The organism is Agathobaculum faecis, from assembly GCF_014287995.1.
Taxonomy (GTDB): Bacteria; Bacillota; Clostridia; order Oscillospirales; family Butyricicoccaceae; genus Agathobaculum; species Agathobaculum ammoniilyticum.
Window position 1 is genome coordinate 23,907 of the sequence record NZ_JACOPL010000017.1, and the last position, 13,605, is coordinate 37,511.

Annotated in this window: 12 protein-coding genes; 8 read left to right on the forward strand and 4 right to left on the reverse strand. The window is 56.3% G+C overall.

Going from position 1 to position 13,605, the window contains the following annotated elements:
* Positions 1-14: 14 nt before the first annotated feature.
* The 4 genes from H8S45_RS13690 to iolN form a co-directional block, all read right to left on the reverse strand.
* Positions 15-1,490: a tagaturonate epimerase family protein gene (locus tag H8S45_RS13690; RefSeq protein ID WP_054328189.1), complete on the reverse strand. Its 1,476-nt coding sequence runs from the start codon at positions 1,488-1,490 to the stop codon at positions 15-17.
* 107 nt (positions 1,491-1,597) lie between these two features.
* Positions 1,598-2,275 carry a GntR family transcriptional regulator gene (locus tag H8S45_RS13695; protein WP_107631088.1) on the reverse strand — a complete coding sequence of 226 codons (678 nt, stop codon included), beginning with the start codon at positions 2,273-2,275 and terminating at the stop codon, positions 1,598-1,600.
* 96 nt (positions 2,276-2,371) lie between these two features.
* Positions 2,372-3,196 (reverse strand): sugar phosphate isomerase/epimerase family protein, encoded by an 825-nt coding sequence (locus H8S45_RS13700; RefSeq protein ID WP_054328191.1) that lies wholly within the window; start codon positions 3,194-3,196, stop codon positions 2,372-2,374.
* Between the two features lie 20 nt (positions 3,197-3,216).
* Positions 3,217-4,167: a 3-dehydro-scyllo-inosose hydrolase gene (gene iolN / locus H8S45_RS13705; protein ID WP_054328202.1), complete on the reverse strand. Its 951-nt coding sequence runs from the start codon at positions 4,165-4,167 to the stop codon at positions 3,217-3,219.
* A gap of 548 nt (positions 4,168-4,715) precedes the next feature.
* Between iolN and H8S45_RS13710 the strand changes: the two genes are divergently transcribed.
* The 8 genes from H8S45_RS13710 (at position 4,716) to H8S45_RS13745 (ending at position 13,327) form a co-directional block, all read left to right on the forward strand.
* Positions 4,716-5,735: a zinc-dependent alcohol dehydrogenase gene (locus H8S45_RS13710; protein ID WP_330603203.1), complete on the forward strand. Its 1,020-nt coding sequence runs from the start codon at positions 4,716-4,718 to the stop codon at positions 5,733-5,735.
* Between the two features lie 12 nt (positions 5,736-5,747).
* Positions 5,748-6,830, forward strand: coding sequence for a zinc-dependent alcohol dehydrogenase (locus H8S45_RS13715; protein WP_107631086.1), 1,083 nt, complete (start codon positions 5,748-5,750; stop codon positions 6,828-6,830).
* Entirely contained in the window at positions 6,827-7,861 is a 1,035-nt protein-coding gene (locus H8S45_RS13720; RefSeq protein ID WP_107631085.1) for a zinc-dependent alcohol dehydrogenase, read from the forward strand. Before H8S45_RS13715 ends, H8S45_RS13720 begins: the two co-directional genes overlap by 4 nt.
* Entirely contained in the window at positions 7,858-8,760 is a 903-nt protein-coding gene (locus H8S45_RS13725) for an NAD(P)-dependent oxidoreductase (protein ID WP_107631084.1), read from the forward strand. The genes H8S45_RS13720 and H8S45_RS13725 overlap by 4 nt, the downstream gene beginning before the upstream one ends.
* Before the next feature lie 18 nt (positions 8,761-8,778).
* Positions 8,779-10,302, forward strand: coding sequence for a sugar ABC transporter ATP-binding protein (locus tag H8S45_RS13730; RefSeq protein WP_242977849.1), 1,524 nt, complete (start codon positions 8,779-8,781; stop codon positions 10,300-10,302).
* Complete coding sequence (locus H8S45_RS13735; RefSeq protein ID WP_054328198.1) at positions 10,295-11,302, forward strand: ABC transporter permease; 1,008 nt, start codon at positions 10,295-10,297, stop codon at positions 11,300-11,302. The genes H8S45_RS13730 and H8S45_RS13735 overlap by 8 nt, the downstream gene beginning before the upstream one ends.
* A complete protein-coding gene (locus H8S45_RS13740) occupies positions 11,292-12,263 on the forward strand; it encodes an ABC transporter permease (RefSeq protein ID WP_054328199.1) in 972 nt (323 codons plus the stop codon). Before H8S45_RS13735 ends, H8S45_RS13740 begins: the two co-directional genes overlap by 11 nt.
* 74 nt (positions 12,264-12,337) lie before the next feature.
* Entirely contained in the window at positions 12,338-13,327 is a 990-nt protein-coding gene (locus tag H8S45_RS13745; RefSeq protein ID WP_054328200.1) for a sugar ABC transporter substrate-binding protein, read from the forward strand.
* Positions 13,328-13,605: the final 278 nt, after the last annotated feature.

A 13,605-nucleotide genomic window follows, 5' to 3' on the forward strand; every position in this document is an offset into this window, starting at 1 on the left:
GTTTTTCCACAAAGTTACATATGGGGCATCAATAGGCTGAGATGGCGGTCCATATGCCGCTCGAGAATGCTGTCGTATTCCGCGCGGTGCTCCCGCCAGAAACGGTAAAGGCGGTCCTTGAAGCGGAGCGAGCCGTCCGGATTGGTTTCGTTCATGATTTTGCCGTAAGTGATATGCAGGAGCTGGCGCGATGTGGCCAGATTGAGCAAGGAGGGGAGATCCTTGTCCGCCATGCCGGAGATATCGGGGATCTGCTCGGGCTCGGTGGAAACATGGTAATTGGCGCGCGACTCCGGAAATACGCCGATGGCATAGGCGTACAGCTCGCGGAAGAGCGCGGGTTCCGCGACCGCGGTCAGGCGCAGCGCTTCCAGCCAGCTGGTACCCGAGGTCTTGACGTGGAACCGCCCGTGCGTCATGCGGCCGACGGAGGGGTAGACTGCAAATTTGTCCGAGCCGGAATGCACGCTGATCTTATAGCCGAAATGGTCGGCCACCGCAACATGCACCTTGAATTCCTCGTCAAACTGCGCGAGGTCGCCGATATAATCGATGCCTTTTTGGAATTCGCCGCAGAAGCGGGGCGCCATGGTTTTGAAAACCACGCCGGCCTTTTTCAGCTCATTGGCGGCAAAGAAATGCTGCGCGGGCGTGGTGGGTGTTTCGGTCTCGTCGATCGAAATTTCGAGCTCCACGCTGGAACCGGCGATGCAGGCGTCATAGATCGATTTGGCAAAGGAAATGGCCTCGCCATAGATCAGGTAGGCCTGGTGCAGGGTGGTGCGGGTGAACTGGACGGAAACGTCGCCCGTAAGCTGGAACGAACGGCCGAGATATTCCTGCTCCAGCGCGGCAGGGAGCGGGCGCAGCGCTTCCAGCTCCATGCCGGACATGGACGCCGCCTCGCCGCGGATATGCTCGCTGCAGTCCAGGGTAATCATGGTATAGCCGCAGTCGATCGCGTATCTGACCTCCTCCAGGGACTTGAGGTGGTCGCCGTCCGCGCCGTAGCCCTTTTTGAAGCCAGCCTGCAGCACCTGGAACGTCACGCGGTCCAGCACGTCGTCATACGTCCGGTTCATCAGCTTGATCTCGCGCATGGACTGCTGGGCAAAAATCGGGTACACATCATATTTCCGGATGGCATGGATATGGCCCAGGGTGGCGATGCCGAGCCGGTCGCCCATGCCAAAGCTGCGGTCCTGCCCCAGGACCGGCTGCGGGGCGGTGAAGGGCAGAAGATGGTGCAGGCAGACCGCGGTTTCGTGGGTCAGGGGGACCTTGGCGAGTGGGAGCTGGTCTATTTCCACGACTTCGTCGGCCTGAAACGGGCAGTTTCTGCCCCAGAAAAGGATCGCGTCGTAAGAGCCGAAATCCGCCATGCAGAGCTGGCCGTTTTCCAGTTGGTTCCAGGATTCGGGGTACAGGGCGAGCGGCTTGTCCTGCAGCTTGTCCTGCAGGGAGGGAAGAAGGTCAATCAGTTTTTCCATTTTCAATTTCTCCTTTGTTCGCGCGCAAACGCGGCGCGGTAATGCGCGGAAAGACAAAAAAAGCCCCAGATCCGTTTGGAATCTGGAACTTTTTATGGATGTAAGGGTTACGAGCGGAACAAATGGATATTTTGATACTGGAACAGCTTTACGGAGGTCAGGATATCTTGGTCGTGTTCCGACATGTAGCGGCGCGCGGCCTCTGCGTTGCCCTCTCGGATGGCGTTGAGGATGTTGGTATGCTGTACGAGGGAGTCGGGGAGGCGCGCCTGGGAAATCGCGACGGATACGCGAACCAGCTTGGTAAACACCTTTTCGATCGTCTGATACATTTGGCGGTTGTAGGTGGCCTTGGCGATCGCCATGTGGAAGCGCTGGTCGCATTCCGCCACAGCCTCTTTCTGCTCAGCCGGTATCGTTCGGTGGTAATCGTGGATCTGCTGCATCTCCATGATATCCGCCTCGGTATGCCGCAGCGCGGCATAGTAGGCGGCGGAGCGTTCCAGGCTCTCCCGGAGTTCCAGCAATTCGATGACCTCGGTAGCGCTGATCCTGGAGACGATGGCGCAGCGGTTGGGAAGCAGCTCGACATAGTCCTCAAACGCCAAGCGGCTGATGGCCTCCTTCACAGGCGTGCGGCTGACCCCAAGCTGGCTGCTGAGCTCGCGGATATACAGCGCAGCGCCGGGGCCATAAGTGCCGTTGAGGATATTATCCCGCAGGACCCGATATACAAATTCCGATTTGCTTTCGCCGTTTGCAGTGCCTTCGTCAAAAAATTCCATTCGTTTTCACCATTCTTCACAGCCTTTTAGGAGACCATAATTTTGTTATTTTGCATCGAATTGCTAAAATTAGTCTATTATAATCTCCAAGTACTGTCAAGAACATTTCACGGCTTTTGACAGAAATGCCATGCCGCGGACGCCGGCAGTCATACTGTCCGGCTCGGGGATGCACTCCAGCGAGATGGTCCCCTGGTAATCCACCTCTTGCAGCGCGGCAAGGATAGGGGCAAAATCCAAATGCCCCGCGCCGGGATACAAGCGGTTGGAATCGGCAACATGGAGATAGCCCAGCTTGTCGCCGGCGGTGCGGATTGCCTGCGGCATATCCGCTTCGTCGATATTCATATGGAACGTGTCCATATGGACCCAGCAATTCGGCAGCTCCCATTTGTCCAGAAATTCCCGCAGCTCGGCGGCGGTGTTGAACAGGTTGGTTTCATACCGGTTGATGACCTCGACCAGGATGCGCTGGCCCTTGTTCGAGGCATAGGCGCCAAGCTCGCGCAGCTGGCCGGCCAGCAGGCGGTCGAACTCCTCCTGCTGGGTATCCGGCCGGTTGCCCTTTACCCAGCCGATCACGACGCCGTCCGTCGCGCCGAGCGCGGCGGCGATGTCGATATAGGCCTTTACTTCGGCCATAGCGGCTTCGCGGTTCGCCGGATCGGGGGAGGTGATGCACCGGTTCCGGCGGGTGAAGATCTGACCGGTGACGATAGCGGAAACCTTGACGCCATAACGGGAGCATGCGTCTTTCATCAGCGGGAGCGGAAAATCGCCCGCGTCGATGATGTGGATTTCGATGGCGTCATACCCCCAATCCGCAGCCTGCCCGACGGCCTTCACCAGATCGCCGCGCAGCACCAGCGGCGCGCGCGGGGCTCCGCTGGTGATCGCCGTGATGGCGAGCAGATTTTTCATGTTCGCTCACTCTCCTCCGGTCAATCGTATGCGAGGGTATAGATATGGCGCTCGCCGGCGAGGACGGCGCGTACCGCCTCGGGATCGCGCTGGGTCATCAGCTCGGTCGGCGGAAGCTGACCCGCAGGGTAGCGCTCCAGAATGTCGTTTACCAGCTTCTCCAGATAGTCCAGCGTCATCTCAATGCCCTTGCGCGCCTTTTCCGGATCCGCCAGCTTCGCGTCTCCGATTACGCCCTGCGGCTGGCAGATGCACTCCATCCCGCATGAGCCCAGCGCATTGTACCACTTGATCGGGCCGCTCCCGCGTTCCGCCGAGTTGTTGATATGTCCCTTGGGCAGCATCGGCGCTGCTTCTACCTTCTCCGCATACGCCATCTTGCACAGCTCGGGGAACAGCGCCAGCGACCACGACTGCTCCACTTCATCCGCGTGTACGAACGGCGTATCGTACGGACCGCCCCTGTCCTTTGTGTCCAGCTGCTCTTTGGCGCAGTTCCAGAAGTGTGTGTACAGGATGATTGACGGCACTTGGAACTTCTTCCCGAATTTATGGATCGCCAGCGGGATCACATAATCCTGCCCATGACCGTTGACCACGATCATCTTGCGGAAGCCCGCGTTCCAGAAGCCCGCGAACACATACACAAGGTAATCCGCCAGCGTCTCCTCGGGAATGATGATCGTCCCTTTCTGCCCCAGATGGTGATACGGGTGGGAGCCGTACCAGATCGGCTGCGCCACTGTGCAGCCTGTCGCCTTTGCCACCTGCTCGCACAGCCGCGTGTCAAGATAGGTATCCTCTCCAAACGGCGCGCTTGCTCCATGGTTCTCCGTGGAGCCTACTGGAATCAGAATCACGTCGTTCTTCTCCAGACGCTCGCTCACTTCCTTGCGCGTCATGTTCTGATAATAGATACCGTTGTCCGCTTCCATATTCCCGCCTTTCGCCGGAATTTCCCATTTGCTCATCTTTTTGTACCTGCCTTTCGTATTAAAATTTGTAAATGGAATGGGATCGTTGGTGTGATAGATAGGATCAGCAAATGACATGTCAATGGCATGCCACTTTGGCTGCATTATACGCCCGCTCCTTTGTTTTATCAATAGGAAAAAGGAAAAATAAAGAGGTAAAATTCATTTTTGTGATTTTCGCACAATAGGCGAAGCGAAAATTTGTGGCTTATTGAATGAAAAATGAGGTTTTAGACACTTGATTTTTTGGTTGAAATGTGGAATTATAGTCTTACACAGAGGGGAGGCGCTAAAAAAGACGGAGGAATCAAATGGCATTTATATGGCATGCCATTCAAATGCCAAAAAAGCAGAAAAAACCAGTATATTCTACATATGCAAAAAAGTGACAGTGAGATAGATGTTATTTTATTATGGCAATATGATAGGCTGTCTGTACCATACAGTTTGGCCGCGAAGGCCGGTGCATGGAGAAAGGAGATGCGTCTAAAGCGATGGAGGAGAAAATGAGGGCCGTGCAGATACACGCGCCGGGAGAATTCTCCGTGGATTGGGTCCCCGTACCGCATCCGGGACGCGGCGAAGTGTTGGTAGAGGTGAAAGCGGTTGCGATTTGCGGGTCGGACCCCGGCATCTTTAATGGAAAGGTGCTGCAGAACGGCTGGCCGCCGCACTTTCCCTTTATCGCCGGACACGAGTTCGCGGCGCAGGTTGTAGCGCTGGGAGAGGGCGTGACCAACCTCAAGCCGGGCGATCGGGTAGCAGGTGAAGCGCATTGTGGCTGCGGCACCTGCGAAATGTGCAAAAAGGGTTATTATAACCTGTGCCTGAATTATGGCAATCAGGCGGCGGGGCATCATCACTACGGGCATAGTTCGCCGGGGTGTTACGCGCAGTATCAGGTGTATGATCAGAAAGCGCTGACGCTGCTACCGGATAACGTTACCTACGACGAAGGGACGCTGGTGGATACCGCGGGTACTGCTTACAACGCGCTGCGCCTGACCGGCGTGGAGCCGGGCGGCTTTACCGCCATTATCGGACCGGGGCCGATGGGCATTATGGCAATGTGTCTGGCAAAGGCCATGGGGTCGGCGACCATTGTAATCGGCCGGCGCCAGCGTTTGGCGATGGCGGCAAGGCTCGGCGCGGACTATACGATCGATTATGAAAAGGTGGACGATCCGGTTGAGGAGGTACGGCGCATCACCGGTGGCGGCGCGCATCAGGTGATTGAAGCGGCCGGCAATGCAACGGCATATTTTGAATCCGTGCAGATGGCGCGCAAGGGCGGCCATGTGGCGCTGATCAGCATTCCGCCTAAAGACGGGCAGGAGGCGGCGCTCAAGTCGCTGATCATGAACCAGATTACGCTGCATGGCGTGCGTGCGAACCCGAACTGCTCCAAAATTGTGCTTGACCTGATGGCGCAGGGAAGCCTGAACGTAAAGGATCAGATTACACATCGCTTCCCCATGGAGCAGATACACGAAGCGTTCGACACCTTTATCGGACGGAAAGACGGCGCGCTCAAGGTCATCGTTCATCCAAACGGGGATTGCTGAGGTGGATTGCTGATGGAACAAAAAATGAAAGCCGTTGTGCTGCATGCGCCGGGCGAATATCAGGTAGAACTGGTTGATATCCCGCAGCCGGGCTATAACGAGGTTCTGGTAGAGATCCGGTCGATCGCGATCTGTGGATCAGACCCCGGCATCTTCGCCGGAAAGGTGCGCAAAGACGGCTGGCCGCCGCACTATCCCTTTATCGCTGGACATGAGTTTGCGGGAAGGGTCGCCGCGATCGGCGAGGGTGTGAGCAACCTGAAGCCCGGCGACCGTGTAGCGGGCGAGGCGCACAGCGGCTGCGGCACCTGCGAAATGTGCAAGCAGGGTTTGTATAATCTGTGTATGAATTACGGGCATTCCGGCCACCACCATTACGGGCATGCGCATCCCGGCTGCTACGCGCAGTATCAGGTTTATGATCAGAAAGCGCTGACCGTCATGCCGGAAAACGTGACCTATGATGAGGGTGCCATGATCGATACCGGCGGTACGGCGTTTAACGGCATCCGCCTGATCGGCATTGTGCCGGGCGGCTGGACAGCGGTGATCGGCCCTGGTCCGATGGGAATTCTGCTGGCGCAGATGGCGAAGGCCATGGGATCCAAAACCATAGTGATCGGGTACAGGGATCATGACCGCCTCTCTGTCGCCAGAGAGTTGGGCGTAGATCATACGATCGAGACGACCGAGGTTGCGGACGTTGTGGAGGAGGTGCGCCGGCTCACCGGCGGCAGGGGTGCCGACCGCAGCTTTGATTGCGCGGGCGCCGGCGATACGCTCGACGAGCTGATCCGCATGACCGCGAAAAACGGCAAAGTGGGTGTGATCGCGTATCCCAAGGTCCCGACCACACAGGAAGCTCTTTATTATATGGTAAAGAACCAAATCACGGTTCAGGGTGTGCGCGCGAATCCGAACTGCTCGCTGCCGTTGCTAGGGATGATCGGCCACGGCAAGGTCAACGCTCGGCGTCTGGTCACACACACATTCCCCATCGAGCAGACGGAGCAGGCGTTTGACACCTTTATCAACCATAAGGACGGCGCGGTCAAGGTGGTCATCCATCCCAACGGCGAGGAGGAAAACGAATGATCTCGTATATTTTGAAGGAGCCGAAATGCGTGGAGGCGCAGGAAGGCCCAAAACCGGTCCCACAGGGGCGCGAGGTGCTGGTCCGTATCCGCTATGTCGGCATCTGCGGCTCGGATATCCATCTGTTCAACGGCACCTATAACGGGCCGCACAGCTATCCCATGCGGTTCGGACACGAATGGTCGGGCGTGGTGGAGGCGGTCGGCAGCGAAGTGACCCGCGTCGAGGTCGGCGATGTCGTGACCGGTGACTGCTCGCGGTACTGCGGCGCCTGTCCGTCCTGCGAGGTGGACAAAAACCTGTGCCAGCATATTGAAAAGTTCGGCATCACGGTTGACGGGGCTTCGGCCGACTATATTCTGCGTGATGAAATGTACTTATACAGAGCGCCGGAGGGGCTGGATATCAAGCATCTCTGCCTTTCCGAGCCGGTTGCGGTCGCGGCGCACTTAGTGGAAAAAGTGCGCAAAGCGGTCCCCAGCGGTTTCGCGGATAAGCGCGTACTGGTACTGGGCGGCGGTGTGATCGGCATGAGCGCGCTGATGCTTCTGCTGCATATGGAAAACTGCAGGCAAGCCGAACTATACGATCTGGCGGAATCGCGTACCGCGCTGGCACGCGGCGAAGGCGCGCGTATCCCCGCAGCACAGGAGCTTGCGCCCAGCAGCGAGGGCGGCGATTACGCTTCCCTGTATGCTGCGGCGAAATACGATGTGGTGATCGAAACGACGGGAGTCGCGCCGGTATTTGCCAATGCGCTCAACTTGGTAAAGCCGGGCGGTGTGCTGGGCTGCGTCGGAATGATCGCCAAGGTAGAGATCGCGCAAAAGCTGATCGTTACCAAGTCGCTGACAGTCATCGGTTCGATCGGCGGCACGGGCGATTTCCCGCGCGCGATGGAATTCCTGTGCAAAAATCCGGCCTCTGCGGATAAGCTGATCAGCCATTATTATCCCATCGGGGAGGCGGCGCAGGCGTTTGCGACTGCGCGCGTGCCGGAGGGGACGATGAAAGTGGTGTTGACGCTGTGAGCGGCACGAAGCGGCTGGGTTGGATCGGCACCGGAGCGATGGGCGGCCCGATGGCTGCGCGGCTCTGCAAGGCTGGCTATCCGGTAACGATATGCGGCTCGGGCCGGCGTGATCTGTCCGGTTACGCGATGGAGACTGGCGCAAGACTGGCGCATAACCCGCGTGAGGTGGCCGAGCAGGCGGATATCATTTTCACGATGATCCCTAACGGGGAGGTTCTGCTGGATGTAATCACTGGGCCGGACGGTCTGGATAAGGCCAGCCTGCAGGAGAAAATAGTGGTTGATATGAGTACGGTGGATCCGGATTCCTCTGCGAGGGCGGCAGAACGGATGGAGAAGAACGGCGGCTGGTTGCTTCGCGCGCCAGTGACAGGCAGTACTCATTTTGCCGCGGCGGGAACGCTCGGCATCATGGTATCGGGCGACCGGCAGGTATTTGAGACCTGTCGGCCGTATCTGAAGGTTCTGGGCGACCGCCAGACTTGGCTGGGAGACGGCGAGCAGTCCCGATATATGAAGATCATCATTAATATGATGCTGGCGCAGGCGCTGCAGTCCTTTTCCGAGGGGCTGGTGCTGGGGGAAAAGCTGGGGCTCCCTTGGGAGACAATGATCGATCTCATCGGGGACAGCGCTGCCGCCGCGCCGATTCTGCGCTATAAGGCAGATACCATGAAAGCGCGGGATTTCACGCCGACCTCGACCGGCTATAACATGCACAAGGACATGCGTATGGCGATGGAACTGGCAAAGCAGGTTGACGCAAACCTGCCGACCGCCAGCTTGACCATGCAGATGTACAACAGCCTGATCGCCATGGGGCTCAAGCAGAGAGATAACACGGCGATTCTTCTGGTAAACGAAAGGATGAATCAGTTGGCTCGCACGCCAGATTAAGGACAAGGAGGTAATTCAGTGGACGTAAAACAAGATAACGTGATCTTGCGCATGACAGGGATTACGAAGTGTTTTCCGGGCACTTTGGCGCTTGACAAAGTTCAGCTTACCTGTGAAAAGGGCAAGGTCCACATCCTGCTCGGTGAGAATGGAGCGGGTAAATCCACGCTGATGAAGATTATTTCCGGCGTATACACCAGGGATGAGGGAACGGTCTGGTATGACGGACAGGAGGTCAATTTCACCAATGTCCGCCAGTCCATGGAGGCCGGCATCAGCATGATCCACCAGGAGCTCAACCTGTTGCCGGAACGGACGATCGCGCAGAACATTTATCTGGGCCACGAGCCGATGGTAAAAGGTCTCAAGGGCGTAATCGACTATAAAAAGATGGTAAAGGACAGCCGTGAGCTGATGGACCGCCTGGGACTGGATTTGGACCCCAACATCCTGGTCAAAAAGCTGAGTATCGCTCAGATGCAAATGGTGGAAGTGGTAAAGGCGCTTTCCAAGGAGGTTAAGCTGGTCATTATGGATGAGCCGACCTCATCCCTGACCGATCGTGAGATCGATAAGCTGTTCGAGATTGTGGAAAAGCTGAAAAGAGACAATGTGGCGATCATATATATCTCGCACCGTATGGACGAGATCAAGCGCATTGGGGACTGTGTCACCGTTATGCGTGACGGACAGTACATCGATACGGTGGATGTAGAGGATATGGATCTGGACACGCTGATTTCCATGATGGTCGGCCGCAAGATAGAGAACATGTACGAACGGCATTACCGCGAACCCGGCAAGGTGATCTTTGAGACAAAGGACCTTTCCGGCTGGCGCTTCCGCAACGTGAATATAAATGTGCGCGAGGGCGAGATCGTTTCGCTGTCCGGTCTGATTGGCGCGGGACGTACCGAGATCGCCAAGGCTGTGTTCGGGGACGAGCCGATCGAACACGGCAGCTATACACTATACGGCAAGCAAATCACGCGGACTACCCCTGTAAAGAGCGTGCGTAACTCCATGGGTTATCTTTCCGAGGACCGCAAGGCTGAGGGGCTTGTACTGCAGATGCCCATCAAGGAAAATCTGGTCGCGGCAAGCCTGACAAAGGTGTTTAAGGGTGGCGTCCTGCGCTCGGGGCCGGAGGACGAGATCGGCAAAAAATATGTGGCGGAGCTTCGTATCGCGACTCCGAACGCGGAAAAGCTGGTCGGAGAGCTGTCCGGCGGCAACCAGCAGAAGGTCGTTATCGGCAAATGGCTGGAAACCGGCTGTAAATTTCTGATCATTGACGAGCCGACACGCGGCATCGACGTCGGCGCGAAGAGCGAAATATACAAGCTGCTCGACCGCCTTGTCGGGGAGGGGTACGGCATCCTGATGATCTCCTCCGAAATGAACGAGGTTATCGGCATCTCCGACCGTGTCTATGTCATGAAGGATGGCGAGATCACGGGCGAGGTGACGCGCGAGAATATGACGCAGGAGGCCATCATGCGCTTCGCTGTTGGAGGAAAGGAGCGTGCGGTGAATGAATAAATCGCAGAAAGGGGGCGCGGCAGGTCTGCTGGCAGGGCTGAGAAAGCTGAACATCCCCGGTATCCTGATCGGCAACATCGTGCTGTTCGTCCTGTTTGGCTTGGCCAACGAACGCTTTTTATCCTCGTACAATATCATGATGATTTTCCGCAACACCTGCACACTGCTGATGGCGGCGCTGGGCTTCACACTGGTCATCCTGATCGGTAAGATTGATATGTCGGTCGGTTCGGTGGTGTCAATGGCTGCAGTCTCCGTGGTGGTGCTGTATAACGCCGGCGTGCCGGTCGCGCTGGCTCTGCTGCTGCCGCTGCTGATCGGTATTGCGGTCGGTGTGATCAACGGGCTATTGATTGCCAAATGTAATTTTGACTTTTGGGTTGTCACTTTCGGTATGATGAGCGTTTTTGCCGGCTTGGCGCTGGTAACGACGGACGGCAATACCGTGGCGATCAAGAACGATATCGTCAACTGGATCGGCAACGGAAAGATTGCCGGTATCTACGTTGTGATCTGGATCACGGTCATCCTGGCGGCGCTGATGGTATGGATACAGAAGAAGACTAAATTCGGCTACGATGTTTTCGCGCTCGGCGGTTCGCAGGCTGTAGCCTCTGTGAGCGGCATCAACGTGGTCAAGACTTCGATTATCGTTTATGCGCTCAGCGGGCTGTTTGCGGCGCTGGCCGGCGTGCTGATCGCCTGCATGACCAATTCAGGCAGTCCGGCAGTGGGTGTGGACTATACATTCAACGCAATGGCGGCCATCGTCATTGGCGGCACGCCGTTCATCGGCGGCAAAGGCGGCATTGGCGGCACGATCCTCGGCGCGCTGCTGATGAAGATTCTGGCGAGCGGCCTCAGCCTGGTTGGCATCCCTGCCACCTGGCAGAAGGCGATCACCGGCTTTGTGATCGTTGCTCTGATCATTATTGATGTGGTCAACGACCACAGGAAGAATATCAAGGCGCAGAGGAGGGTATACAACAATGTCGGTTAAAAAGAAAAACCAGATCGACCTGCTCTCCCGTTTCCTGATCCTGGCGGTTGTATGCGTGGGCTTCGCCCTGCTCCGGCCGGAGGCTTTCCTGTCGGTCGATAATATCACACAGGTTGTGTTCCAGCAGACTCCATTCACGATCCTGATGGCATTCGGCATGAGCCTTGCCATTATCTCGGGCGGTATTGATATCTCGATGTCGTCCACCATGGTTCTTTCCAGTTATCTGAGCGCGTCCTATTTCCAGCAAGGGAATTATTTTATGGGGCTTGTGGTTGCGTTCGGTGTGGGACTTGGATTCGGCCTGTTCAATGGCGTGCTGATCAGCAAGGTAAAGATCGAACCGTTTATCGCAACGTTCAGTGTGGACTTTATGGCGCTTGGCCTGGCCTATGTCGTATGTAACGGCGAGTATGTCTACGGCTTTTCGGACGGCTTCCGCAGTATCGTAAACGGATACCTGATCCCGGGTATCCCGAATGTTGCGCTGGTCACGTTCCTTGTGTTCGCGGTGCTGTATTTCCTGACGCGTCGCACAATTTATGGCCGTACGCTTTACTCCTTGGGCCACAATAAAAAGGCGACCAAGCTGTCTGGCATGCACTCTGATGGGGTTATCCTCGGCGTTTATGTCACAAACGGCCTGCTGGCCGCGCTGACCGGCATCCTGTATCTGGCGCGCCTGAATGCGGCCGATCCCAGTATCCGAGGCACGTTGACAAACGATTCGATCGCTTCCGCGCTGATCGGCGGTATCGCGTTTTGCGGCGGCACAGGTTCGGTTGTCAATACGGTGATCGGTTCAATGATCATTATGTTTATCCGAAACGGTATGAACATCATGGGTGTATCGACCAACTGGCAACAGGCGGTAGTCGGTTTTGTAATTCTGTTTGCAATTGTTTATGAACGCGTACTCAACAACCTGATGGCAAAATATGCGGGAAAAGGCAATAAGTGAGGCATCTGTTTGTGTGTCATAACGGCATCACGCCGTATGATGATAAAGAAAGAGCCAGAAAAGGAGAATGTATCATGAAAAAGAGCAAAAGAATTGCGGCGCTGCTGATGGCAGCGGCCATGACAGCCACATTCGCAGGCTGCGGCAACGGCAGCGATGGTGGAAATGCGGCGGGCGACGGAGGCGAAAACGCAGAGGGGGGTAAAAACATTACCGTTATCCTGAAGAACTCTACCGCACCGTTCTTTATCAGCATGGCTGAGGGGGCACAGGCTGCCGGCGAAGAGCTGGGCTACAATGTCGAGGTAAAAACGCCGGTCGATACCGCCGAGGGTTCGGGCAACGAGCAGCAGAATCAGCTTTGTGATGAAGCAATCGTGAACGGCGTAGACTGCGTCGTTCTGTGTCCGGTCGATACCGAGGCAATTGTTCCGGCTGCACAGCGTATCGTTGATGCAGATATCCCTGTTGTAGCGCTTAACACCCGCCTGGGTGACGAGAGCCTGTGTGAAACCTTTGTCGGCTTGGAGAACGTACAGCAGGGCTACGAGACTGCCAAAGCGTTGTTTGAAAAAATGGGCGGCAAGGGTACGCTGATCATCATTGAGGGCTCTACCGGTGCGCAGACCTCGCTTGACCGTATCGAAGGTTGCAAGAAAGCGCTCGAGGAGTATCCGGACATTGAACTTGTTGCTTCTCAGTCTGCGAACTACTCCCGTGCGGAGGCGCTGAACGTGGCGCAGAACCTGCTCCAGTCCTACCCAGATGTAGACGCGTTCTTCTGCTGCAACGACGAGATGGCGTTGGGCACTGCGGAGGCGGTCGATGCTGCAGGTAAGACGGGTGAGATTATGATTTCTGGTCAGGATGCAAACGACGATGCGGTTTCCGCGCTGAAGGAAGGTAAGATCACGCTTACCTCTTGGGGCGATCCGTATATGCAGGGCTATGAAGGTGTAGTGGCTGCGGTAGACGTACTGGAGGGCAACGAGGTCAAGGAATTCTATGAGGTTTCGACCAAGGTTGTTGACGAGACGAATGTCGATTCGTTCAAAGACGAATAAAATATGATTTTTGGTGCGCCGCGGCGGTTTGAGGCCGCCGCGGCAGCGCCTCCCACTTGTTGAGTTCTTGGATCTGGCCGTGAGGGAGAGAGGGGTATCGCTTCCTGACGGTAGGACCCAAGCGAAAAAAACCTACATTTATACAAGGAGAATGCAGCTATGCAAGAGAAGTACTTAACGACAGCGTATCCGAACATATTTTTTGAGGATAACAAGGTAGGACGGCTGAAGAAACGGCTGTGGGACGCCTCGGAGGAGGAGATCCAGGCCATTCTGGA